The organism is Clostridium sp. UBA1056, from assembly GCA_002316385.1.
GTDB lineage: Bacteria > Bacillota > Clostridia > Clostridiales > Clostridiaceae > Clostridium_J.
The window spans coordinates 250166-277143 of the sequence record DCDL01000024.1 but is presented as its reverse complement, the minus strand read 5'-3'; the positions used below and the strand labels follow the sequence as shown (position 1 = coordinate 277143).

Genomic DNA, 26978 nt, shown 5'->3' with positions numbered 1-26978 from the left:
GTAAGTTATTATAGATAAAATATACACTACAATAGAAATTGATTTTTACTTTTATAGCATTTTCTAATATTATAAATACAATTTAGATTAAGCATGCATCTATATTACTAGTATACGATCTATAGATATTATCGCAATAACATACTTATTATACATAAATTACAAAAGGAACAATTTCTAATATTTTTTTATCTTTTGGAAATTCATTATTGTAATTTAAATGAGAAATAAAGTCTTTATACTTGTCATTAGAGTTAATAAAATCCCATAATAATTTAGAAACCAAAGGATTACTATCAATAATATTAGGGTTTGATGGAGAAGATTCATAATTTGATATCTCTCCAACAATAGTACATGGTCTTCCAATATAACACTCTAGATCCATAGATGAATGTTTACTGCAAACTGAGGTAATAACTGAAGTATCAGAATCAAATGTAAAAGTGGTAGGATACTTTAATACTCTATCTTCCATTAAAGCTTTTATATTTCTATTTATCCAATTTATCATAGCTGTATTATCTACGTTAGAGGTAACTTGTTGAAATTCCATTAATTCTAATGTATTTCTTAAAAGTTCTAAGGTGCTGTCTGATTTTTCTATGATGCATTGCACTTCTACAATATCACCAGGGGAAATTGTAGTTAAATTACTATCTGTATCTAAGGTTTTAATTACGTTATTGCGATGTAATAACGTCTCTAAATTTACAAATATATTGATTAAGGAAGTTTCTGTTTCATCTATAGATTTTCTTTGAGAACTTTTAGATAGAGTTACTGTAGCTGAGCCTTGAATAATCTTTCCACAGGTTAATTCGGATAAGGGAAGGGTAGCCTGAATAGTAGTATCTTCTCTTGTTGCATTTATTTCTATATTTTCAAATCTATTTATAGCTATCTTATACGCATCTCTAATGGTATCACCATTAATATAATATGGCATAAAAACATTCTTCATACAATAGCTCCTTATTTATAATCTTCAATATATTCCTAAATATATTCAAGATTAAATATATTTATTATTATTTTTACAAATAATTTTACATGAAAAGATATAAAGTTAAATATATAATAAATTTATCACAAAGATAATGTAACTGTTTCCAAATATATGATATAATAATGTGGAAAAGGAGGGGGACATATGAATATTTTAATAGCATTAATACTTGGTGCCATTGTAGGATATTTCCTAAAATTAGGTGAGAAAGGAAAAAGTATAAATGGTAAATTGCAACAACTTGGAGTAATATTCTTGTTGTTTTCCATGGGTGCTTCTATAGGAGCTGATAAAGACATAATAAAAAATCTTCCATCTATAGGACTAAAGTCTTTTTTATTTGCAGTAGCTACCATAGGTGTCAGTATAGTAATTATATATATTTTATCAGAAAAGTTTATGCCTAAGGAAGAAAAATCAAATTTTGATAAAGAATGTATAATTGAAAATAATGATGAACTTTTAAATGAGACATGTGAGGAGGGCAAATAATTATGACGTACATAATAATAATATCTATATTAGTTGGAATGGGCTGTGGTTATTTTATATTTCCACCAGAAATAATGAATAATATGGACAAACTTGCTTCTATTTCATTAATCGCATTAATCTTTTTAGTTGGTATAGATGTAGGAGGAAATAAAAAGATATTTAAAGATCTGAAAAAAGTAGGACTTAAAGCTTTGTTAATACCTTTTGGTGGAATTACTGGTAGTTTACTAGGAGGACTTTTAGTTGGATTCCTATTTAATATGGCTATTAATGAAAGCTTAGCTATAGGAGCAGGCTTTGGATGGTATAGTCTATCTGGAGTAATGCTTAAAGAGATGGGTGGAGACACTTTAGGAGCTATAGCTTTTCTAACAAATGTATTTCGTGAAATACTAACTGTTATCCTGATTCCTATTTTAGCTAAGAGACTAAATGGTTACACAGCAATAGCACCTGCAGGAGCTACATCCATGGATACTACATTACCACTTATAGCCAAAGCTACCAATCCGGAGATAGCTGTAATTTCATTTATCAATGGAGTTATAATGAGCTCTTTAGTTCCAGTATTTGTTACATTCTTTTATAATTTAGGATAAACTACTTTAAATATTTCTAATTTTCACAATTAAAAATCTAAAAAGCTACATAAAAAAGATGGTATAAATAATTTATACCATCTTTTTTATGTCTATATTTATATTAGTTAGGGACTAATAACTAATAACTAGATTAGCGAGTTTGTTTATTTATATAGTAAGTATGAAGTAAATGGTGAGATTTTTCTCCATTAGGTTTTCCAAGGAATTCTTCATAAAGTTTTATAATCTCAGGGTTCTCATGAGATTTTCTTATAACCTTATTAGCGTCCTCACTATAAAGAGCATTCATTCTTTTTTCTATTAAAGAGTATTGCTCATTAGAGTATGGTTGACCACCACCATTTATACATCCTCCTGGACATGCCATTACTTCAATGAAGTGATATTTTTTAGATGTCTCATCTATATTATCTAACAATTCCTTTGCATTTGCAAGTCCACTTACAATAGCTATATTAATAGTATTACCATCAATAACTAATGAAGCTTCCTTAACTCCTTCAAGGCCTCTAACAGCCTTAAAGTCAAGATCTTCTAAAGTATTATTCGTAATCCACTCATAAGCAGTACGTAAAGCAGCTTCCATAACTCCGCCAGTAGTTCCAAATATAACTCCAGCACCAGTGGATTCACCCATTATAGTATCAAAATCAGAAGAAGGTAAAGAATAAAAATCTAATCCAGCGCTTCTAATCATCTTAGCTAATTCTCTTGTACTTATAACCACATCTACATCTGGATATCCACTTTCATTTATAAATTCTTCTCTGGTAGCTTCAAACTTTTTAGCTATACATGGCATTACAGATACGACAAAGAGTTTTTCTCTTGGAATACCTAATTTTTCAGCTAGGTATGATTTTGCTATAGCTCCCCACATTTGTTGAGGAGATTTGCAGGTTGATGGGAGATTTAATAGGTTTACATAATGTTTTTCTATGAAATTAATCCAACCTGGACAACAACTCGTAATTATAGGGAGGTTTTCGCCGCTTTTATATCTTTCTAGGAACTCTGCTGCTTCTTCCATAATAGTTAAGTCTGCTGCAAAATCAGTATCATAAACTTTGTCAAATCCAAGCTCTTTTAGAGCTTCAACCATTTTACCAGTAACAGCACCTTCAATAATTCCGAATTCTTCACCAAGGGCAGCACGAACAGCAGGAGCAGTTTGAACTACTACATATTTATCTTTATCGTCTATAGCATTTAATACATCTAAGGTATTATCTTTTTCCATTAAGGCACCTGTAGGACATACATTTACGCATTGACCACATAAGGTACAAACACTTTTGTCTAAATCTTCGAAGAAGGCTGTACTTATAGTAGTATCAAAACCTCTATTCACTGGACCTATGGCACCAACCTTTTGAACTTGGCTACAAACAGTTTCACATCTTCTACATAAAATACATTTAGAAGTGTCTCTTACGATAGACGGATTTTTAATTTCTTTCATAGCCACAGATTTTGCACCAATATATTTTAAATTGGTTAATCCATAAGTACTAGCAAGCTTTTGGAGTTCACAATTTAAATTTTTTTGGCAAGTCAAACAATCCATTGGATGATCTGACAATAAAAGTTCGATTAAAGTTTTTCTTGCGGCTATTACTCTTGGGGTACCAGTGTTAACCACCATATTGTGAGCAACAGCAGTACAACAAGCTGGAGCTAAGTTTTTTCTTCCTTCTACTTCCACTACACAAACTCTACAAGATCCAGGTTTATTAGTAGTCTTTTTATCATGAAGATTTAGATAGCAAAGGGTAGGGATTTTTATATTAAGTTTACGTGCAGCGTCAAAAATTGTAGTTCCTTGCTCTACAGATATTTCTTTATTATTTATTTTAAGTGCAACTAAACTCAATGATCTCACCTCTTTAAAATTATTAAACTAAATCTATTGCATCTACTGGACAGCTAGATTTACATGCACCACATTTAATACATTTACTATGATCAATTACATGTTTAGCCTTAACTTTCCCTTGGATACATCCAACTGGACATTGCCTTGCACACTTAGTACAACCAATACATCTATCAGTAATAACAAATTTCATAAGGTCTTTACAAACTCCTGCTGGACAAATCTTATCTACAACGTGACTCTTATATTCATCATAGAAATATTTCATTGTACTAAGAATAGGGTTAGGAGAAGTTTGACCTAACGCACAAAGAGAAGTATCTTTAATAGTATTACTAAGCTCTTGAAGCTTATCTAAATCACTTAAATCACCTTCGCCCTTTGAAATTCTTTCAAGAATTTCAAGTAAACGAGTATTACCAATTCTACAAGGAGTACATTTACCACAAGATTCTTCTCTAGTAAACTCTAGATAGAACTTAGCTATATCAACCATACAGTTGTCTTCATCCATTACTATCATACCACCAGAACCCATCATAGATCCGATGGCACTTAAAGAGTCAAAGTCGATAGGCGTATCTAAGAATTCTTTAGGAATACATCCTCCAGAAGGACCTCCAGTTTGAACAGCCTTGAATTCTTTATCAAATTTAATTCCTCCACCTACTTCATAAAGGATTTCTCTTAAAGTTGTTCCCATAGGCACCTCTACAAGACCAACATTATTAATTTTACCAGCTAAAGCAAAAACTTTAGTTCCAGTAGAGGTTTTAGTCCCAATAGAGCTAAAATAATCTGCCCCGTTATTGATTATAACTGGTATATTTGCTAAAGTTTCAACGTTATTAACACAAGTTGGTTTATTCCAAAGACCAGATTCAGCAGGGAACGGTGGTTTATTTGTAGGTTCTCCACGGTTACCTTCTATAGAGTGGATAAGTGCAGTCTCTTCGCCACATACAAAAGCACCAGCTCCATATTTAATATCAATATCAAAATCAAAACCTGAATTTAGTATATTTTTACCGAGTAATCCATATTCTCTAGCTTGGCTTATAGCAATTCTAAGTCTTTCTATAGCTAGAGGATACTCAGCTCTAATATATATATTACCTTTAGTAGCGCCTATAGCATAACCAGCTATAGCCATAGCTTCAAGGACACTATTAGGATCACCTTCTAAAATTGAACGATCCATGAATGCACCTGGATCTCCTTCATCAGCATTACAAATAATATATTTTTGATCAGCATCATAGCCTTTAGCAAATTGCCATTTCTTACCTGTAGGAAAGCCACCGCCACCTCTACCTCTTAGCCCAGATTGTAATATAACATTTATTACATCATCTGAAGTGTATTCAGTTAGACATTTTCCAAGAGCTAAATATCCTTTTTCAGCGATATATTCATCAATATTTTCAGGGTTTATTAATCCACAATTTCTAAGAGCTATTCTTACTTGCTTTTTATAAAATGTCATTTCATCTTGGGTCTTAACTTTTTCTTTTATAGTTGGCTCTTCATAAAGTAATCTTTCTATAACTTTTCCATTAACAATATGATCATTGATAATTTCTTCAGCATCTTCAGGAGTCACATGAACATAAAATACATCATCTGGAGTAACTTTTACTATAGGACCTTTTTCGCAGAATCCGAAACAGCCAGTTATAGAAACGTATACTTTATCTTCCAAACCTAGCTTTTTAATTTCATTTTCAAGGTTATCTTTAATTAAATCACTTTGTGCAGACTTACATCCAGTTCCACCACAAATAAGTATTTCTTTTTCATAGTTATTTTTTTCACAAACAAGATCGTCAATACCAGTTGCTTTTCTAATATTAAGGGATGATTTATATTCCTGATAAATTTTATTTAATTCTTCAAAGGAATTTATTCTATTCAACTTTGTTACCTCCTAATCCTATTCATATTCAGCTAATATACTTTTTACTTGGTCTGGAGTACAATGACCGTAAACCTTATCATTTATGGTTAAAACAGGAGCAAGACCACAAGCACCAACGCATCTTAGTGAACCTAGCGTGAATTTCATGTCTTCTGTAGTTTGTCCAGATTTAATGCTTAATTCTTTTTCAAATTCCTTAAGAACATCTCCAGCGCCACGAACAAAACATGCAGTACCCATGCAAACATTTACTACATTTTTACCACGAGGTTCTGTAGTAAAGAATGAGTAGAATGTTACAACACCATAAACCTTAGATACAGGTAAATTAAGTTTATCAGCTACAAAAGTTTGAACTTCCTTAGGTAGATATCCAAAGATATGCTGAGCTCTATGCAAAACCTCTATTAAAGCTCCATCTTTGCTAGGTAAGGATTTAATAAAATCATCCAATTCCTTAAACATTCGATTTTTTTCTAAGTTACAACACACTTAAAAAGTACCCCCTTACTAAATAAATTCAACATTAAAAATATTAAGTATATTTTTAATAATTCATCAAATCACTAACAGTATAATACTTTTTTTATAGTTTGTATAGTAGAATTTTAAAGAAAAGTTTATTGTATAAAAATACAAATATGATAGTAATTAACTGGTGGGAATTGCTTGTTGTATGAAAAATAGTGGAATAGGAATAAGAGTATAGCTACAAGACATATGAAGGTGTAATCCTATTATAAAGGAATTACAGATCCTATAAATTCTCCAAAAGAAAATCCAGTTAGTCATGTAGCCTATGGATATGCTACATAGCTTGCAATACTTGATAAAGATGATAAACTTAAAGAGATGGTTGCTACACACGATGTTGAAAGAGCAATCAATTCCATAAATGAAGCTTATTATGTACAAGATCATAGTTTTGGAGGTACATTACCAATAAAAGGTCTATTTTATAAGAAATAAGAAGGGAAACCTATAGAAAATCGAAAAATTAAGTTATATTATAAGTTTCAAGAAAGTTATGTATAAATATTTTAAGGTTCATTTTAGAATGATCTTTAATTAATAAAATATTACTAAAGAAAAATGTAATTACAGTTATATAGTAAGGCCATAGCTTATCTATGTGTAATGTAGTGGTAGATAGTTCGCAGGCTTGAAAGTGGTAAAAAAGAAACATCATTAAGTACAGTTGAATTGTTCTATCTAGTAACTAAAGGGTGGAAGTTTCTTTGGAAAGGTTGGTAGCTTTAAAGAAGACTACGAATTTAATGCCTTATTTATAGATAATAGATCATCAAATAATTTAAAAAGCTATCTTTAGAAGAAAGATTACAAAATTTATTTACACAGGAAATCCTAAAAATATTATCAACATGTATTTGGCTGGAAGAGCCAATAAATAAGGTAAAAGATTATATACATTTAGATGAAATTAGGGTTAAGTAAGAAAGAAGGTTAATTATGGAAAAAGATGTGAATAAAAAGATACTTAAAGCAGCGCTTGAAGTAGTATCGAAGGAAAAAATTAGTGGTACCCGTATGCATATGATTGCTAAGGAGGCCAATATGAGCCAAGCTAACCTGCATTATCACTTCTCTACTAAAAATGATATTATGGTAGGATTACTTAATAGCATACAAGAGGAGTTTTCTAAGGGGCGTAAAAATTATATAGATATCGAAAACAAATCTGTTACTGAAAATATTCAAGGTTTTTTTGAACAGAAAAAAGATGATATTTTGATAAATAAAAAGATGGAATATACTCAAATTGATTATTGGGTTCAAGGGACAGTAAATGAAGAAATAAGAGCTATATTTCAAAACACTTTTAATATTTGGAGAAAGAGTATAGAGGATATTTTAACAGAGACATATAAGGAAAATTTAGATGAGAAAACCATGAAAAATATTCCATTTACTATGATATCCTTAATGCTTGGAGCCTCATTACAATATCTAATTGATGAAGGAAAATTTGATTTAGATGAGTATTTTCAAGTAGCAGAGAAAATGGTATTGACAGCATGCACTGAAGGAATGAAAAGCGATTTTTAGAAAATTATTTAAATAGTTAACTTTTTATAATCTTAACATTTTAACATTTTAAAATGTTGTTTTATACATGATACTTTCAGAGTTTTATTATTTAGATAATACGATTAAAGTCATATTAAAACAAAGTAGCAATGGATAGTACTATTAATATCTCAACTAGAAGTATAGGTGATTAAATGTTTTAAAATTAAATAGAAAGATAAATATAAAAATCCATTATGTTTAGTAATGGATTTTTTCTATTTACAAGTGTAAATATATAATATATACTAGTGTATATACATTGTGTTAGGGGGATAAAAATGAAAACAAATCTAAAAAAGATGGTAATAAGCTCATTATTAATAGCTATGTCCATAATAATACCAGTAGTATTTGGGCCTTTCCTTAAGGTATATATACCACCATTTTCTGCAACTTTAGCATCACATGTACCTATGTTTATTGCTATGTTCTTAGGACCTTTTGAGGCTGCTGTAGTCGGAATAGGTTCTGTGATAGGATTTTTATTTGCGATACCAGATCCAATTGTAGCAATGAGAGCAGCATCTCATATAGCAGTGGGATATATTGGAGCTAAAATGATTATGAAAAAAATTTCTTATGGTAAAGTGGTGGCATTTACAGCACCAATACATGGAATTCTTGAAGGATTAATAGTACTTATATTTACAAGTAATATAGTTTTATCTATTGTTGTAACAGGAATAGGAACTATAATTCATCACGTGATAGATGGTATAATTTCTCTTCCAATAATCAAAATAATACAAAAGGGATTAGGAATAAATTTATCTACTATAGGTGAGAAAAAGAAAAAAGCGCATGAAGATATAGCAGTGTAAAATTAATCAGCAATATAGTATAGAATTACTATAAATATTAAGCAAGAACCTTTAGGTAATAAATATTATCTAAAGGTTTTTATTTCTTTCTTAATTAGGTATAATGTCCATAGGAAAAGTTTTATGATGACAGAATTTGTAGATGGAATTATAAAATTTAAACATAGTTAAGAATTGAGGATGATACATATGAATTTAATTACACTTGAAAATATATATAAGAGTTTTAGTGAAAAACCATTATTAGCAGATGTGAAACTAACTATAACATCAGAAGATAAAATTGGAATAATAGGCGTAAATGGAGCTGGAAAATCTACATTACTGAAGATTATTGCAGGTGTAGAGCAAGAGGATTCAGGAATAATTACAAAGATGAATGGACTTAATATTTCCTATTTACCTCAGCATATTGAGTTTAATCCAGAAGATAGAGTCATTGATCATGTCTTTAATGGAACAGGAGAAATAATGGAAGTGCTAAGAGAATATGAGCACGTATTAGAAGAGCTAAAAAGCGATAGTGATAACTCTCAGTTACAACAAAAGTTATTTAAGCTTACTAGCAAAATTGATGCATTAGGAGGTTGGCAAATAGAAAGTGAAGCTAAAGCATTACTAACAAAGTTAGGAATAACGGATTTCGATGCTAAAATGGGAAAGCTTTCTGGAGGGCAAAGAAAGAGAGTAGGCCTTTGTAATGTGTTAATAACTCCTTGTGATCTTTTAATATTGGATGAACCTACTAACCACATGGATAATGAAATAATTGATTATATGGAAGAGCTATTACAGAAAAGAAAAGGTGGGGTTATAATGATAACCCACGATAGATATTTCTTAGATAGAATTACTAATAGAATCTTTGAACTAGATAGGGGAGATCTTTATTCCTATCAAGGAAATTATTCTGTATTTTTAGAGAAGAAAGCAGAGAGAATGCAGCTTTTTGAGGCGCTTGAGAGTAAAAGACAAAATCTTTACAGAAAAGAGTTAGCGTGGATAAAAAGAGGAGCTAAGGCTAGATCTACTAAGCAAAAGGCAAGAATTGATAGATTTGAAGAGTTAAAAGAAACATCCTACAAGATAGATGAAGAAAAAATGGAACTAAATACAGCTGGTTCAAGGTTAGGAAAGAAGATATTAGAGCTTGATAATATAAGCAAGGACTTTGGAGACAAGGTAATTATAAAGGATTTTAGTCATATCTTTACTAAGGAAGAGAGAGTAGGAGTTATAGGGAATAATGGTATGGGCAAATCTACTTTATTGAATATTATAAGTGGAAAATTAAGCCCTGATAAGGGAGAAGTTACACAAGGTGAAACTGTTAAGATAGGATACTTTACTCAAGAAAATGTAGAGTTAGATGGAACTATGAGAGTTATTGAATATATTAAAGAAATAGCTGAGTATATAACTACAAATGATGGAAGTAAAATTACTGCTTCTCAAATGTTAGAGAACTTTTTATTTGATGGAACCATGCAGCATAGTTTTATATCTAAATTGTCTGGTGGAGAGAAGAGAAGATTATATCTTTTAAGAATACTAATGGAAGCACCTAATGTATTGTTTTTAGATGAGCCAACCAATGATTTAGATATTCAGACTTTAACAATTTTAGAAGACTATTTGGATAGATTTAATGGTACAGTAATAGCCATATCCCACGATAGATACTTCCTAGATAGAATTGCCAATAGAATTTTTAGCTTTGAAGGAAAAGGAAAGATTTTAGAACTTGTAGGGAATTATAGTGATTATAAAGAGTATAAGGATATAAAAGCTGAAGAAGAGGTTGCTACGACAAACTCTAATATTAAAGAGAAAAAAGCGGGAGAAAACAAAAATAAAAAAGAAAAGCAAATTAAACTTAAATTTACTTTTAAGGAGCAAAGAGAATTTGATACCATAGACGAGGACATCGAAAATAAAGAAGAAGAAATTACAAGAGTTGAAACTGAAATAAATCAGTGTGGAAGTGATTTTGTAAAATTACAACAGTTATTAGAAGATCAAAATAGATTAAAAGAGGAATTGAACTTTTTATTAGAAAGATGGGAATATTTAAATGAAGTTTTTGAAGAGATAGAAAGACAGAAGCAAAATAAATAATTCCTAAAATTTAATCATAGGTTTACCTATTAGGAGAAAAATATGATAGAAAATAATATGAGGATATCTGTTAGAAATTTAATAGAATTTATTTATAGACAAGGAGATATTGATGATAGAATAGGTGGAATTTCATCAGCACAAGAGGGCACTAGGCTTCACAAGGTCATACAAAAAGAGCTAAAAGAGCAATGTGAGCAAGTGGATGAAAAGACCTATATAAATGAGATGTATCTTTCTAAAGAGTTATGTTACAAGGACATAAGCATTACTTTAGAAGGCAGGGCCGATGGTGTTATTATCACTGATTTACAAGAGGATAATAAAGAAGTAAAAATAATAGAAATAAAGACAACTATGAAGGACCTACTTACCCTTGAAGAAAATGAAAATTTTCTTCACTGGGCTCAAGGAAAACTATATGGATATGTATACTGTGAAGAGGAAAACCTAAGAGAAATAGACATAGATCTCATATATTGTCATAGAGAAAGCTTACATACTAAGACCTTTTCAAAAACTTTTTCCAGAGATGAATTACAGAAGTTTTTTTATGAAGTAATGGATAGATATATTAAGTGGATTCAACTACAAAGTAACTGGGTAGAAATAAGAGATAACTCCATTGAAGAGTTAATTTTTCCTTTTAAAAATTATAGAAAAGGTCAAAGGGAGTTAGCTGTAAATATATACAGAACTATAAAGGAAAAGAAGGATATCTATATTGAAGCACCTACAGGAACAGGTAAGACAATTTCAACAATTTTTCCAGCTATAAAGTCTTTTACTATAGATAATTCATCTAAACTTATATATCTTACAGCAAAAAATATTACTAAGGGAGTTGCAGAAAACACTCTAGATATATTAAGAAAATCTGGTATGAAGCTTAGAACTTTAACTATTACAGCAAAAGATAAAATTTGTTTTCAAGAGGAACGAATATGTAATGGGGATGCCTGCGAATATGCGAGGGGACACTTTGACAGAGTTAATGATGCCATATTAGCTCTGCTAGAGAATAATGAGGTTTTTAATCAACAGGTTATACAGGAATACAGTAGGCAGTATAAAGTTTGTCCTTTTGAATTATCTCTAGACTTAATTGCTTGGTGTGATTTTATAATAGGTGATTATAATTACTTTTTTGACCCAAAGGCTATGATAAAGAGAATGGCCTTTAATGATACCCCTTATATATTTCTTATAGATGAGGCTCATAATCTAGTAGATCGTGGAAGAGATATGTATTCTGCTGAAATAAACACAAGTGATTTAAAAGAGTTAAAAAAAGAATTTAAATATAAGAACAAAAAACTCATAGGTATAATAAATAAAGTAACTAAACTTTTAAAGGAATATACCCTAGGAGAAAAAGGTAATGTAATAATAAAGGAAGGCCCGGGAGAAATCCTAGCTCTTTTAAGGCTTTTCGTAACTGAAGGTGAAAATTACTTAAAAGAACATGGTGGAGAAAATATAGATGAAATATTTTTAAATGTGTATTTTTCATTTCTAGATTTCATTAGAATAGGTGAGCTATTTTCAAAGGATTTTGTACTTTATTGTAACAATGAGGATAAAGATATAAAGATAAAAATATTCTGTTTAAATCCAAGCAATGTAATAAAGGAATGTATTAAAGGTAATATAAGCAGTATATTCTTCTCAGCTACCTTATCTCCAATGAACTATTTTAAAAAACTGTTAGGCGGAGATGAAAAAAGCTATAGTATAAAACTTCAGTCACCCTTTCCTCCAGAAAATCGAGAGTTAATTCTAAAATATGATGTAGATACTAGATATAAGTATAGAGAGAGCAGTTATTATCCAATATGTAAATACATTAACGAAACTCTCAACAACCGTGAAGGAAACTTTTTAGTATTTTTTCCTTCCTATGAATATATGACAAAGGTATATGAAGTTTACTGTGAGAATTTTAGTGGAGATAATATATATCTACAAGATAGTATTATGACAGAGGAAGAAAGAGGAGAATTTTTAGAAAGATTCTCATTTAAAAATAAAAGCTTAAATAATAGAACTATAGGTTTTGTAGTTCTTGGAGGAGTATTTTCTGAAGGTATAGACTTAATTGGTGATAAGCTGAAGGGAGCTATAATTGTAGGGGTAGGGTTACCTAAAATATCCTTTGAAAGAAAACTTATAGAAGATTACTTTAATGAAATAGGAGAGCCAGGATTTCATTATGCATATACATTTCCAGGAATGAATAAGGTTATACAGGCTATGGGTAGAGTTATTAGAACTGAAGAAGATAAAGGTACCATAGTACTTTTAGATAAAAGATATAAAAATGATATATATCAAAAGCTAATGCCTATAACGTAGGGATTTATATTTAATTTATAGGAAAAATAACTCTATTAGTCTTTAGCGTACCTATGTAGTTGTAGCCAGTTTTAATATTTATTCATCAGTTGTAAAATTATTGAATCATTTTTGCACTATTATAGCATTCAACTACAATATAGATTTTAAATCAATATGCAATATAAATTAATGAATATTTATCTCTTCTTAAAAACAGACCCAAAACCTCTCTTAGTAAGTTTTAGGTCTGTTTTATATTATCAAAAAATAGTAAATTTTTAGATTTATATTATTTAAAATTATAGTGCTATAATTTTACCTGTTGTTCTTGTAATACTTTTAGTGTTAAATTTACTAATACTTTTTCTGTAAGTTGAGTAAACATTTGCTCTGTAGGAACTGTGCAACTTAAAGTTGGATTTGTGTGAATATCAACTTCAGCAATATCTGCCCTTACTAATTCAGTAAAAGGTTTTTCATTAAAGAATTCTGTAGAGAAAAAAATCTGATCGCAAGGATTATGTCCAATTACTGGATCTGAACAAGCATCGCAACCTTGAAGTTTAGCTGTAAAAAATTCTAATTCACTTGGAGTGGTATTTTCAACAAAAATCAGTGGTCTAACGAAAGCAATTCTTGTTGTGAAATTAAAAGGAACTTCTACTGTACACTGTCTTGTATCTCCACAAACATTTGGGATTCCAATTATACTACAAGTTTTGGTTGCATACTCAATATTCTCTCTTATAAAACCTTTTATAAATAGTATTCCATTACTAGGTCTATTATCTTGAGAAGATGGAATAATACGAGATTGAGTTAAAAATACATTCTTTTTAATTTGTTTAATTTCCATAACTGGTTGGTCTAATGTTATAGTAGATTCAACAGGAATGGTTATGTTTACTTCTGCTAATACAACTGGAATCTTAACAAATACAGGTTCAGATTTAATAGCAATAGGAGTTACAGGAGTTTGTTCAGTTAGTGATTGTGGTAGAGTAGTAACAGTTGCACAATGATTTGTTACACATGTATTATTATTTGTATTTATTTTATTATCATTCATAATAACATTTACCCCATTTTTATCTAATTAAAATATGGTTAGAGAAACCTTATACTACATCATATACAAATTTTTACTTTTTGTTCATCCATGAATAAAAAAATTATTCTAGCTAATAAATATGGTTACGATTATCAAGTTATATCTATTTATCTTATAAGGCAAAAACTCCTCGACAACACTTATATTAAGTATTGTCGAGGATATGCTTGGTATAGATAACTTTTCTCTTAAAAACAGACCTAAAGCCTGTCTTAGTAAGCTTTAGGTCTGCAATATATCATTTAATAAGAGTAATTTTTAAATTCAATTCCTAGCAAGTTCCTATTGCCATAACTTCTACTTGTTGTTTTTGTAATACTTTTAGTGTTAAATTTACTACTGCTTTTTCTGTAATTTCAGTAAACCTTTGTTCTGTAGGAACTGTGCAACTGAAGGTTGGATTTGTATGAATATCAACTTCAGCAATATCTGCTCTTACTAATTCAGTAAAAGGTTTTTCATTAAAGAATTCTCTAAAGAAAAGACTCTGATCACAAGGATTACGTCCAATTACTGGATCTGCACAAACATCGCAACCTTGAAGTTTATCTGTAAAGAATTCTAATTCACTTGGAGTGGTATTTTCAACAAAAATCGGTGGTCTACGGAAAGTAATTCTTGTTGTGAAATTAAAAGGTACTTCAACTGTACACTGTCTTATATCTCCACAAAAATTTGGAGTTCCAGCTGTCGTACAAGTTTGAGTTGCAAACTCAATATTCTTTCTTATAAAACCTGCTATAAATAGTATTCCAGTATTAAATTCATCATCTTGAGAAAATGGAATAATACGGGATTGAGTTAAAAATACATTCTTTCTAATTCGTTTAATTTCCATAGCTGGTTGGTCTAATGTAATAACAGCTTCAACAGGAATGGTTATATTTACTTCTGCTAATACAACTGGAATCTTAACAACTGCAGGTCCAGGTGCAATAACAACAGGAGTTACAGGAATTTGTTCAGTTAGTGATTGTGGTACAGAAGTAACAGCTGCACAAGGAGCTGCTGGACATCTATTATTATTTATATTCATTTTATTATCATTCATAATAACATTTCCTCCATTTTTATCTAATGAAAATATGGTTAGTGAAACCTTATACTACATAATATACGAATTTTTAATTTTTGTTCATATATGAATTTTTAATTTTTGTTCCTATATGAATAAAAAATTTCTTCTATATAATAAATGTGCTTACAATTATCAAGCTATATCTATTTACCTTATAAGGCAAAAACTCCTCGACAACACTAATATTAAGTATTGTCGAGGACATGCTGATAGAGATAACTTTTCTCTTAAAAACAGACCCAAAACCTCTCTTAGTAAGCTTTAGGTCTGCAATATATCATTTAATAAGATTAGTTTTTTTATTTGGATTTATGATGCTGCAACAAGTTGTAAGCCTGTTGAAGAAATTTTAGAGTATCTAAAAATAGCCTAGTAATTTATTTTTTATTCACTGTGAAATTTTTCAAGTGAATATGCACTTTTATAGTATTAATAATTTTTAGCTAATAGTTGGAAGTAGCTTTGAGGATGTGCACATACTGGACATGCCTTAGGTGCTTTTTCTCCTTCATAGATGAATCCACAGTTAGCACATTGCCATACTACGTTTTCTTCTTTTTCAAAAACTTTTCCTTCTTCAATATTTGCTAGTAGAGCTAAGTATCTTTCTTCATGCTCTTTTTCAATTTTACCTACAGCTTCAAATAAGTAAGCAATTTTGTCAAAACCTTCTTCTTTAGCTTCTTTTGCAAATTTAGCATACATGTCTGTCCATTCATAGTTTTCACCAGAAGCTGCATCTTTAAGATTTTCCATAGTATCACCTATGCCATCATGAAGAAGCTTGAACCATATTTTTGCATGTTCTTTCTCATTATTTGCAGTTTCAGTGAAAAGAGCAGCAATTTGTTCATAGCCTTCTTTTTTAGCCTTTGAAGCATAAAAAGTATATTTATTTCTAGCTTGAGATTCTCCTGCGAATGCTGCTGCTAAATTAGCCTCCGTTTTAGTTCCTTTTAAGTTTCCCATCATTATTCCCCGCTTTCTTCTTTTTAATAATATTACCATTTAAAGTAACTTATTATTTAATAATAATTATTATCTAACAATTTAAATATAGTTTACCATATAACAAATATAATGTAAATATTTATATGGAAATATTTACACTTGTGTACATAAATATTTATTTAGAAATAATAGAGTTAATGAGTATCAGAATTGAAAAAATTAAAAGTTATATGGTACAACCTTAATAAAATTTTCATATTATATAAAGAAGCTATTTAATTAGCTATTAAAGAAAAACTAAAGAGAGTTTAAAGAATCAAAAGAGGAGAAGGTTATATTACAAAATGAGATTATAGTTATCTAAAATAAAATTAAAGAACGTAGTTTTCTTGATAACTAATGAATCCATATTAATTAACTTTAGAGTACAAATATTAGATATAATAAGGAGTGATTTTATGCATATTCATGTAGATGCAAAAACAAATGATGATGCAAAAGGTATAAACAAAAATAGGATGAAAGATATATCTGCAGATGATACAAATGATGCTAAAATAACACTGAAAAAAACACCCGATTCTGATAATGTACTTGTAGTTGAAAATGATACAATCCCATATGAAATTACTATAAAAAACATTAGTGATATAGATATAACTAAAATAGAATTGAAAGATACTTTGCCAGTAGGATTGAGTATAAATCCAGGAACTTTAAAGATAGGAAATGATCCTTCAAGCGAAGATATCCAATCAGGAATAACTATAACAAATACACTTTCAAAGGATGAATTTATAACTGTACGTTTTGAAGCTAATGTAGATACAGTTTTTAAAACTTCACCTTATGAATTTTTAAATACAGCTACAGCTAAATATTATTTTGAGTTAACGCCAGGAGAAGAGATTTCAGAAGAGATTATTTCTAATGAGGTAATAGCTACAGCTAAAGTTATGCTTTTAGATGTAGCACAAGAAACAAATAAATCACAATTTAATTTAGGAGATATTATAGAATATTCTATAAATATAAGAAATATAGGAACTGCTTTAATTAAAGGAGCTGTTTTGCACAATATTTTTGATTCTAACTTTAAAGTAGATTTGTCTACAGTAAAGATTAATGGTGAGATGCCAGAAGTAATCACAGATATGAGTAATTTACAATTGACTGATATTCCAGCTGAAGAAAGTAGTGAGATGGGAACTGTTGATACAAATCCTACAGTAGTAACTTTTAGTGGAAGAGTAATTGGAATTCCTTTAGATGGCAATATAGTTAATGAAGCTACAGTATCCTATGAAGATACTACAATCACACCATCAACACAAGTAAGTGCAGAAGCCGTTCCAAAGATGTTAAAAATTCCCACAAGTGAATCACCAATTATGTCTATATATGTTACTCATGAGGTAGATAAAAGTTTAGCAAATCCAGGAGATAGATTAAGATATACGATTTCAATTACAAATAGTGGAAATATGCCTGTGCGTGGGACAAGATTAAATAATTTAGTAGATCCTAATATAAATGTAGATTTAAGTTCTATAAGAATTAATGGATTGGCACTAAAGCAAGGAGCCTACCTTGGAGTAGATAATTTAGCACTACCAGAAATACCGGTGCAACTTTCAGGAGTACATCCAACAGAAATAATCTTTGAAGGAACTATAATAGGTAATCCAAATAAAGTTACTAATGAAGCGAAAGTGACTTATACAGATGTAATTGAACCAGGAAATCCAGATAGACAGATTGAACTAAGGCAAAGTACCTTAGTAGTCCCAGCAACTGGTCCATCCTTTACTGTTGTGCAAGAAGCGAGAGTAAATGATATAGGAACCTACTCTACTACAACAGAAGCAGAAGTCGGCGATGTAGTTAATTATAGGATTAACATACCTAATACAGGAAATATTGAATTAAATTCTGGAACACTCTCTGATACACCACCAGCGGGTCTAGTATCAACACCATCTTCTATAAGAACAAATAGTACTACCCCAACAACAATACCAAGAGATTTAAGTAATTTAGCATTATCATCGCTACCAGTAGAAATAATATCACAACCTAGTACAACAGATTTGACTTATAATACTACTACTGGAATCATATCAAAAATATCAAATACAGCTATTATTAATTTAATAGAGCCAAATGCTAATTTTACTGTAACTAAAGAAGCCACAGTAAATGGTTTAGGTGTTCCAAGTGATAACATTTCTGCTATAGTTGGAGATACTATAAACTTTATATTATCAGTAACTAATACTGGAAATGTAACACTTACAGACGGATCGTTTAACAAATTCCTAAGTGATGGTTTAAAATTAGATGAAAACTCAGTTACAGTTAACGAAGAAAGTATTGTAGTTGCAGGAGACGGATTAACAAATATACCTTTAGGGGAATTACCTATAGGTACAACATTAAATCCATCTACAACTATAATTAAATTTAATGTTGTAATTACAAGTAAGAAAAACTCTATAAGTGATATTGATACAATATCCTATAAAGGAGTTGAAACTAGCCTAGCTTTATTAACCAAAGATTCAAATGCAGTTATAGTTAATGTTCAACCAACAGCAGATTATTCAGTTGTTAAAGAATTTAAAATAAATAAACAAGGTGACTACGCATCTGATAAAATGGCAAATGAAGATGATATTGTTAATTGTAGAATAACTATAACTAATACATGTGGAATCGCATTTACAGGTGGAACACTAAATGATATCTTAGATAGTAATTTAACTATAGTTAGTAACTCTATAACTGTAAACGGATTACCTAGAACAGCCACTGGCAATGATTTAGTTAATATAGCTTTACCATCACTACCTGTGGGTGGACCGCAAAATCCAGGTACAACAGTTATATTATTTGATGCAACAATCACAGGATTAGGACCTATAATATCCAATACTGCAAGTATATCCTATAATCCTGCTGGACCACAGCCACCTATAAATAAGACACCATCACCAGCCATAATAACAGTTAATCACCCATCAAAAAATCCTGATTTTATAGCAGTAAAAGAAGTTAGAACTAATGAATCTGGTAATTATGTAGCTAGTACTACAGCAAATCAAGGTGATACTGTTAACTATAGAATAACAATAACTAACACTGGTAATGTAGCCTTTAATAATGGAGGAACTTTAACGGAGATATTAAATGACAACTTAGCCGTTGAAGCAAATTCAGTTTTTGTAGGAAATACTATTGTGCCAGTGATAGGAAATAACCTAAATAATATGACCTTACCACCTTTAAATATTGGATCGTCAATAACAGTAAAATTTAGCGCTAAAGTTTTAAGTAATGGAATTGGCATCCTCAATGAAGCGACACCGATAACCTATAATTACACCGGCCAAATATCACCAACTACTAAGAGTTCAACTATAGCCAAAGTAAATGCAGATCTTTTAGGAATGACCAAGACTGTATGCTCCAAATCTGCATCCCTAGGAACAATACTAACCTATACTGTAGTTCTTACTAATAATTCTTTACAACCATTAAATAATATAGTGCTTAATGATTTATTAGACAGTAATTTGACTTTAATTCCAGGTTCAATATATGTTAATGGAGTACTAAAGCCTATTGAAATAACTTTAAATAATTTATCTCTTCCATCATTACCAGTAACTACTCCAAAGTCTTCTAATACTGTAACTTTTTCAGCCAAGGTAACTGGTGTAGGAACAGTAGCTACAAATCAAACTACAGCAACCTATTTAGTTGGTGCTGAACATGAGACTAGAACAGCAGCTTCTAATGTTGTTACTACAACTATTAGTGCTCCTTATATATCAGTAGCTAAATCAGTGAATCTATGTCGGGCAATGATTAAAGATACTCTTCGTTATACAATTATTATTGCTAATAGAGGAAATGTAAAAATTACCAACATTATATTAGCTGATAAATTGGATGAGAGATTAGAAGTAGTTCCAGGAAGTGTAAGGATTAATGGAGCACCACCACTTCAAGAAAAAGTTGATATTCACAAATTATCACTACCAGATCTTTTAGCACCTACTGGAGTTCAGACTATGACTACTCTAACAATAACCTTTGATGCAGTGATAAAAGATATAAAAAGGTATTTAAATTCTTCATCTATGTATTGTCAAGAAACAAGCAAACCATTTACAGTTTGTAATCACGCTATGATAGCATATGGATTTGATGGAGAAGTAATAGGAGTATTAAAAACTAATAGAGTTAGCACAGATATAATAATTCCAAGTCCTTGTTTAACAGCAGTTAAATCAGTTTCGAGTGAATGTGCTAGGGTAGGAGATATCTTGACTTATACAATTATTTTAAATAACACAGGAAATATGCCTCTTACAGGAATAGTTCTATCTGATATAGTTCCCACTAATTTAATTGTAAACCCTTCAACAATAAAAATTAATGGAGTTCCAGTACCAGGAGCAGCAGCTAATACTTTGATGAACTTGAAGATACCAAATATGCCAGTACCACCAGCTGGAAGCTTAGAACCAATTGTTGTAGCCTTTGATGTAACAGTTGGATCTATTAGTTCTAACTCTGTATTTAATAGAAGACCATGTATTCAAAATATGGCTACTGTGACTTATAGACGTGTAGGCAGTAGATTTTCTATGACAACAAATACTAATACTGTAAGTACTAGAATAACAAATAATTCATCAAAATATGATGCATTTGTTCCTATAAACTTATCACCTTGTGACCCATTGGTAGATACAGTATTGCAAGTAACTCCGACAGTTAGATCAATATCACCTTCAAGCCAAAAGTATAACATTGTAATTAATGTGTTATATTCAATAGTATTATCCTATAGAAGTGCAGATGGAAAAATGAAGGAAATAACTAAACATTATAAAGTAGAGATTCCAAATCCAGGCTATACTGTAAGTACTAAGGTCACTGTAAATTCAGTAGGAAATCCTATAATCATAAAAGGGCATCAAGTAAATGTTAAGTTAAGATTTAATATAACGAACTAAAACTTTTCAACTGTAAAATAAAAATTGAAAAATTCAGCAAATGAATAAAATTAGAGTGTGTCAAAACAATAATAGACACACTCTTTTATTATATAAGATATATTGGTACCTCTTTTTATATCTCAAAACTTGTCTATGTATACACGATTTTTAATAGTTCTTCTATCCACTCCCTCTTTTTGATAATTCAATTATTCTAATATAACCATCATTCAATATAATAAAGGTTATATTGAATGGTAAAAATCTATTAACATAAAATTATTTTATTTCTATTAAGTATACATCGTGTAAACATAACAAATTAACTTGTTTACATATGTAGAATAATGTATACTTAAATTGAGGCTTAATTATATAAATTTTAAGGATGTGTATTTAATGGATTCAATTTTAAGTGTAAGAATAAGTGATGAATTAAAAGAAAAATTTCAAAGTCTAGCTGAGGGGGAGGGGATAAATAATAAGGAATTTATGGATCTCATAATAAGAAACTATGAAGTGAATAAAGCTGCAGTCAATACAGACTTTATTAAAAGTGATATAGATGAATTACAGGGTATAATAAAAAGAATTTTAGATATATACATAAATGTTGTAGAAAAAAATAAAATTAAAAATTCAGAAATGGTTAATAGCTTTAAAGGAACTTTAGAAGAAGAATCTAATAAAAACGAGAAATTAAAAGAGGATATGGGTAATATAAAAAAAGAGCTAGAAGATTTAAAGTCAGAAAATAAGCAGCTTAAAGATTCTCTAAAGGAATATAAAGCTTTACTAGAAAAAGAACGAGAAGATATCAAAGGCTATAAAGATCTAAATTTAATGCTGAAGGATAAAATTAGTGATTTGAATTCCTATAAAAATGAGGCAGAAGATCTAAGAAGGATAAATCAGGAAATAAATGAGGATTTAAAAATTATGGAGAGAGAGAAAGATAGTTGCTTAAGCAAATTAAATGAGGAATTGAAGCATAGTGATATATTAGAGAGTAAATTAAAGGAGGTTAAAATCTCCTATGAAGATAAGATAATAAAAATGACAAAAGATTTCGAGAGACAGATGAAGCTAAATGATGATGAAATAAAAATTGCTATTCAAAGAGAAGTACTACAAAAAGAGGAAGAGTATAGAAAAGAGATTTGGTCAATAAAAGCTACTTACGATGATAAAATTTCTAAACTAATGGATGATAAGGAACAACTGTTATTAAAAATGAGAGATGATATAACCAATCAATAATGGGGATAATATATAGCCAAAAAGGTAAAACAAATTAAACTATAGAAATAACATTATAGAGTATTTGTGAAAATATAAATAAAAATGCTGAAGTATTACTAATTTTGAATTAGACTTCAGCATTTTTGTTATTTTTCATCTGTATAAGCATGCTCTAGTATGTTTAAGTATTCAGTAAAATTATCCTTATCTTCCTTAGACACATCCTCTAGGGCATAATCAAGAAACTTACATCTTTCCATAATTACTGCTCCCAGGATGTTGTTTCCCTTATCCAGAGCTTTTATTCGAACTATTCTTCTATCTTTTGAATCCCTAACTCTTTGAACTAGCTCTTTGCTTTCCATTCTATCTACTAAGTCAGTAATGGTACTTGGAGCTTGATAAAGTTTATTACTGAGTTCGCTAATAGTTACTTCGTTATTATTTATGATAATCTGCAATGCTTCAAATTGAGCAGGTGTAATATCATAATCTTCTAATATAGTTCTTCCTTTTTTCTTTATATAAAAGCATACTCTTCTTAACAGTTTCTCTATTCCTTCTATTTGTTGATCTTCATAAATTTTCAAAAAATCACTCCTAAATTATAGTATAAGCAATAATGAGTGCTTATATACTCTTGAATTATTATATACTTTTTTTTGGATATAGTCAATTAATTACAATTTGTTGAAAAAATTCTATAAAAAATACCGTCTTGAGATTATAAAACTCAAGACGGTTTATATTTTATTTTAAGATTAAATTAATTATGTAAGAACTTACTATTCTTGCATTTTAGCAATACTGTCAAGACATTCTTCACAGATGTTTTTACCTTTATAGTTTTTAACATCTCTAGCATTACCACAGAATAAACATGCTGGCTCATATTTCTTTAATATGATTTGATCTCTATCTACATAAATTTCTAAAGCATCCTTTATCTCGATGTCTAAAGTTCTTCTTAATTCTATTGGAATTACTATTCTCCCTAATTCGTCTACTTTTCTTACTATACCTGTTGATTTCATAATATTTTCCTCCTAATGTTTGTTATTTATTTTTTCATAAGTATAAATTGTATATAACTATTATATATTATTATTGTAATTTGTATACATTATTAAATTATCCAATTCCAATTAAATTATACAGTAATAGTTAATATATATCTATTATAACTTATTCTTTTAAATTTTAACAGAGCTTTTTTGGGTTTGTCAAATTTTACAAATAAATTGATTTACCTATAGTTTGTAAATTGTACATCTATACCATAGTCTTTAGACTTTAGAAGTTGCATCGTTTCTTGTAAGTCATCTTTATTCTTTCCAGATATTCTTAATTGATCATCCATGATTTGAGTCTGAACTTTTATTTTGCTAGCCTTTATATCTGCCACCATAGCCTTAGCTTTCTCAGTGGATACACCTTTTATTAATTTACAAGTAACTTTAGCTGTTCCTAGGGAACCGGAATCAATTTTACCAATCTCAAGAGCTTTGGAAGAGACACCTCTTTTAATAAATTTTCCCTTAAGTATATCGATTACAGTATCTAATTTGAACTCATTATCGGATATGATTTTAACTTCATCTTTCAGTAAATTTATTTCTGTTTTACTACCTTTAAAATCGTACCTCTGTTTAATTTCCTTTAGGGCTTGATTAATAGCATTATCAACTTCTTGCATATTAATTTCAGATACCACATCAAAGGAATATGAACTTGCCATACTAAGAACCTCCTTAAAATAATTTATATGTAAAAAACATATAAATATATAATAATTTATATATTTAAAAATGTCTATATATATTTTGTAAAATTTAAGTTTATTTTTGGGTTGCAGTTTTTTATTAGTTTTGTTAAAATGATTTAATGGTTTAATAAAGATAACGTAGGAAGTGATAATAATGAAATACTGTATTTTTGATGAAAAAAAAGTGTGTACCAATTGTGGTGATTGCGATGTATGTGAATATAATAGAGACAAGATTTGCGATAATTGTGGTAAATGTTTAGAGATTGAAGGATATGATGTTAAAGCGATAAAAATAGATGAAGTATTTGAAAAAAATAAAGATGAAGAGGTTAAAATTGATCTTGAATCCTTTAGTGATTTTGATACAGTTGAGAATGACGATAACTTTGAGGTAGATGAAGAAATTTCATCATTAGAAGAAGAGGTGCCATATATAGATGCTCTTGATGGTGAAAATTGGGAGTATATATCTGATATAGCAGGTATGGATGAGCTTATGGATGAGACAGATAAAGAAGGATTACTTCATGAAGAATATCCAGGATTATATATAGTAAATAAGAAAATCTAGTTATACAAAATAATAATATATGATATAATAATATTGTAATATTTTACTGTGGAGGTACAAAAGGATGAACATTACTATTCTTAATTAATTTTATATGGCATAACGAAACAAAAATTAAATATAGCTATATTTAAAGTTTTTTTGTTATCCAATTAATTAGGCAATGGTAATCTATTCTTTTAATTCTAATCATATAACAATGGTTTTTTCAGACTAAAGATATTATATTTATAATTTTAATATCTTTTATTATAATAATTTTGTATTCTTTTATTTATGTTATATGAGTCAATTATAGAGTTATAAGTTTGGTTTTAATTGCTAATTGTGATTAAAACCTTTTTATTTATTAAAATTAAATGTAAATATCATTGCCTTTTGATAAACAGACTTCATAGGAATGCTACTTCTTATGAATCTTATTAAAAGGAGTTGTTACAATGGGTAGGATAATTGTAAAAAATATTTCTAAAGCCTTTGAAGGACGTATAATTCTTAGAAATATAAGCTTTGAAATAAGTGATAATTCTAAAATAGGCCTTGTAGGTGAAAATGGCATAGGTAAGAGTACTTTGAAAAAAATAGTTACTCAGAATATAACCTATGATGAAGGGTTTATTAGTTATATTCCTTCAAATCTTATTATTGGAGTTATAGATGAAAATTTATATAGTAAGATGAACCCACAAATCATTTGGATTTAAATGGTGTTCAATGGCTAGAAAAGCTTATTAATTCTATAAATAAACCTATGATTATAATAAGTCATGATAGATTTTTCTTAGATAAAGTTACAGATAAAACCTTCATTTTAAGTAAGGAAGGACTAAAAATCTATAAAGGTAATTACTCTTCCTATGAAAAACAATTAGATCTTGAAAAGATAACAAATGAAAACTTATATCATAAACAACAACAGGAAATAAAAGCTTTAGAGGAAAATATTCGCGAAAGAAAACAGTGGTTTAATAGAGCACATAAGATGGCTGGTACTAATGATCATTTAAGAGCTTTAAGTAAAAAGCACGTTTCTATAATGAGATCAAAGGAAAAAAAGTTAAGTAAAATAAAGGAGAATGAAGTTAAAAGATTGAAGGATACTCCATCAATTAACCTTAAACTGCATAATGAAAATAGTTTTAAAACAGCTCTAAGGGTTGAAAATCTTAGTAAGTCCTTTGATAAAAAGTTATTATTTAAAGATGTAAACTTTACTATAACTGGTGGAGATAAAGTTGGCATTATTGGTGATAATGGTAGTGGAAAAACCTCTTTGTTAAATATACTTTTAGGTATTGATAAAGATTTTATTGGTGACATTTACTTAAATAAAAATATGAAGATAAGTAGCTTATCACAATATCTAGAAGTGCTTAAGGAAGATGAAACTATATTGGAGTATCTACTATCTACCAATGAATCTGAAAATATAATTCGTCTATATTTAGGAAGTGTATTTATAAAGGGGGATAGGGTGAATACTTTAATTAGAAATTTAAGCATGGGTGAAAAATGCAGAGTTATATTCACTAAAATAATTCTTGAAAATCCTGATTTAATAATTCTAGATGAACCAACTAATTATATGGATATTTTATCTAAAGAAAGAGTAAGTTTACTTTTAAAAAAGTTCACTGGTACAGTTTTAGTAGTCTCCCATGATAGGTATTTGATTTCTACTGTTTGTAATAGGGTATTAAAAATAGAAGATAATAAAATAGTTAATTTTGTTGGAGATCAAGATGAAATAATAAAGTTTTTTGCTTACAAGAATGTAAAATCTAAGGGTGATAAATTAAAAGAAAATAAAGATGAAGTATTAATTCTTCAATGTAGGCTTTCTCAACTAAGTGGCCTATTAGATAATAAGCTATTAGAAGATAATATTAAAGAGGAATATGAAAAGGAGTTTCTAACTATTTGCAGACGTATATCTGAAATAGAAGATAAAAAATAATAGACTCTACGATTAATCGGAAAA

Annotated in this window: 21 protein-coding genes; 11 read left to right on the top strand and 10 right to left on the bottom strand. The window is 29.3% G+C overall.

Annotated features, from left to right (window positions below; translation table 11 throughout):
- Positions 1-148: 148 nt before the first annotated feature.
- Positions 149-964 (bottom strand): hypothetical protein, encoded by an 816-nt coding sequence (locus B3W71_RS08330; RefSeq protein ID WP_346888479.1) that lies wholly within the window; start codon positions 962-964, stop codon positions 149-151.
- A 189-nt stretch (positions 965-1153) separates the two neighbouring features.
- Between B3W71_RS08330 and B3W71_RS08325 the strand changes: the two genes are divergently transcribed.
- Positions 1154-1501, top strand: coding sequence for a LysO family transporter (locus B3W71_RS08325; protein WP_346888478.1), 348 nt, complete (start codon positions 1154-1156; stop codon positions 1499-1501).
- 2 nt (positions 1502-1503) lie between these two features.
- Positions 1504-2103 carry a lysine exporter LysO family protein gene (locus B3W71_RS08320; protein WP_346888477.1) on the top strand — a complete coding sequence of 200 codons (600 nt, stop codon included), beginning with the start codon at positions 1504-1506 and terminating at the stop codon, positions 2101-2103.
- 133 nt (positions 2104-2236) lie between these two features.
- On the opposite strand, the gene B3W71_RS08315 is transcribed toward B3W71_RS08320, so the two are convergent.
- From B3W71_RS08315 to nuoE, 3 genes are read right to left on the bottom strand one after another with little or no spacing between them, the layout of a single operon-like run.
- Positions 2237-3979, bottom strand: coding sequence for an NADH-dependent [FeFe] hydrogenase, group A6 (locus B3W71_RS08315; protein WP_346888476.1), 1743 nt, complete (start codon positions 3977-3979; stop codon positions 2237-2239).
- Between the two features lie 22 nt (positions 3980-4001).
- Positions 4002-5897 (bottom strand): NADH-quinone oxidoreductase subunit NuoF, encoded by a 1896-nt coding sequence (locus B3W71_RS08310; RefSeq protein WP_346888475.1) that lies wholly within the window; start codon positions 5895-5897, stop codon positions 4002-4004.
- 18 nt (positions 5898-5915) lie between these two features.
- Entirely contained in the window at positions 5916-6392 is a 477-nt protein-coding gene (gene nuoE / locus B3W71_RS08305) for an NADH-quinone oxidoreductase subunit NuoE (RefSeq protein ID WP_414632002.1), read from the bottom strand.
- A 978-nt stretch (positions 6393-7370) separates the two neighbouring features.
- Between nuoE and B3W71_RS08300 the strand changes: the two genes are divergently transcribed.
- The 4 genes from B3W71_RS08300 to B3W71_RS08285 all read left to right on the top strand — a co-directional run bounded on the left by B3W71_RS08300 (position 7371) and on the right by B3W71_RS08285 (position 13285).
- Positions 7371-7967: a TetR/AcrR family transcriptional regulator gene (locus tag B3W71_RS08300; protein WP_346888474.1), complete on the top strand. Its 597-nt coding sequence runs from the start codon at positions 7371-7373 to the stop codon at positions 7965-7967.
- A 302-nt stretch (positions 7968-8269) separates the two neighbouring features.
- Positions 8270-8812 (top strand): ECF transporter S component, encoded by a 543-nt coding sequence (locus B3W71_RS08295; protein ID WP_346888473.1) that lies wholly within the window; start codon positions 8270-8272, stop codon positions 8810-8812.
- A gap of 189 nt (positions 8813-9001) precedes the next feature.
- The gene (locus B3W71_RS08290; protein ID WP_346888472.1) at positions 9002-10930 is read left to right on the top strand and encodes an ABC-F family ATP-binding cassette domain-containing protein; all 1929 of its coding nucleotides are present in this window, start codon (positions 9002-9004) and stop codon (positions 10928-10930) included.
- A 42-nt stretch (positions 10931-10972) separates the two neighbouring features.
- Positions 10973-13285, top strand: coding sequence for an ATP-dependent DNA helicase (locus B3W71_RS08285; protein ID WP_346888471.1), 2313 nt, complete (start codon positions 10973-10975; stop codon positions 13283-13285).
- A gap of 289 nt (positions 13286-13574) precedes the next feature.
- Here the strand turns inward: B3W71_RS08285 and B3W71_RS08280 are convergent, their stop codons facing one another.
- The 3 genes from B3W71_RS08280 to rbr form a co-directional block, all read right to left on the bottom strand.
- Complete coding sequence (locus B3W71_RS08280) at positions 13575-14336, bottom strand: CsxC family protein (RefSeq protein WP_346888470.1); 762 nt, start codon at positions 14334-14336, stop codon at positions 13575-13577.
- Between the two features lie 313 nt (positions 14337-14649).
- On the bottom strand, positions 14650-15429 hold the full coding sequence (locus B3W71_RS08275; protein WP_346888469.1) for a CsxC family protein: 780 nt from the start codon (positions 15427-15429) through the stop codon (positions 14650-14652).
- A gap of 456 nt (positions 15430-15885) precedes the next feature.
- Positions 15886-16425, bottom strand: coding sequence for a rubrerythrin (gene rbr, locus B3W71_RS08270; RefSeq protein WP_346888468.1), 540 nt, complete (start codon positions 16423-16425; stop codon positions 15886-15888).
- A gap of 440 nt (positions 16426-16865) precedes the next feature.
- Between rbr and B3W71_RS08265 the strand changes: the two genes are divergently transcribed.
- Both B3W71_RS08265 and B3W71_RS08260 read left to right on the top strand, forming a co-directional pair.
- Positions 16866-21434 (top strand): hypothetical protein, encoded by a 4569-nt coding sequence (locus B3W71_RS08265; protein WP_346888467.1) that lies wholly within the window; start codon positions 16866-16868, stop codon positions 21432-21434.
- Between the two features lie 381 nt (positions 21435-21815).
- Positions 21816-22676: a hypothetical protein gene (locus B3W71_RS08260; protein WP_346888466.1), complete on the top strand. Its 861-nt coding sequence runs from the start codon at positions 21816-21818 to the stop codon at positions 22674-22676.
- Positions 22677-22804: 128 nt separating this feature from the next.
- Here the strand turns inward: B3W71_RS08260 and B3W71_RS08255 are convergent, their stop codons facing one another.
- From B3W71_RS08255 to B3W71_RS08245, 3 genes are all read right to left on the bottom strand, one after another.
- Positions 22805-23248 carry a MarR family transcriptional regulator gene (locus B3W71_RS08255; protein ID WP_346888465.1) on the bottom strand — a complete coding sequence of 148 codons (444 nt, stop codon included), beginning with the start codon at positions 23246-23248 and terminating at the stop codon, positions 22805-22807.
- 195 nt (positions 23249-23443) lie between these two features.
- On the bottom strand, positions 23444-23692 hold the full coding sequence (locus B3W71_RS08250; RefSeq protein ID WP_035135880.1) for an AbrB/MazE/SpoVT family DNA-binding domain-containing protein: 249 nt from the start codon (positions 23690-23692) through the stop codon (positions 23444-23446).
- 212 nt (positions 23693-23904) lie between these two features.
- Complete coding sequence (locus B3W71_RS08245) at positions 23905-24396, bottom strand: YajQ family cyclic di-GMP-binding protein (protein WP_346888464.1); 492 nt, start codon at positions 24394-24396, stop codon at positions 23905-23907.
- A 181-nt stretch (positions 24397-24577) separates the two neighbouring features.
- Between B3W71_RS08245 and B3W71_RS08240 the strand changes: the two genes are divergently transcribed.
- From B3W71_RS08240 to B3W71_RS08230, 3 genes are all read left to right on the top strand, one after another.
- A complete protein-coding gene (locus tag B3W71_RS08240) occupies positions 24578-24997 on the top strand; it encodes a hypothetical protein (protein ID WP_346888463.1) in 420 nt (139 codons plus the stop codon).
- A 440-nt stretch (positions 24998-25437) separates the two neighbouring features.
- A complete protein-coding gene (locus tag B3W71_RS08235; protein WP_346888462.1) occupies positions 25438-25701 on the top strand; it encodes an ATP-binding cassette domain-containing protein in 264 nt (87 codons plus the stop codon).
- Entirely contained in the window at positions 25692-26954 is a 1263-nt protein-coding gene (locus tag B3W71_RS08230; RefSeq protein WP_346888461.1) for an ATP-binding cassette domain-containing protein, read from the top strand. The genes B3W71_RS08235 and B3W71_RS08230 overlap by 10 nt, the downstream gene beginning before the upstream one ends.
- Positions 26955-26978 lie beyond the last annotated feature (24 nt).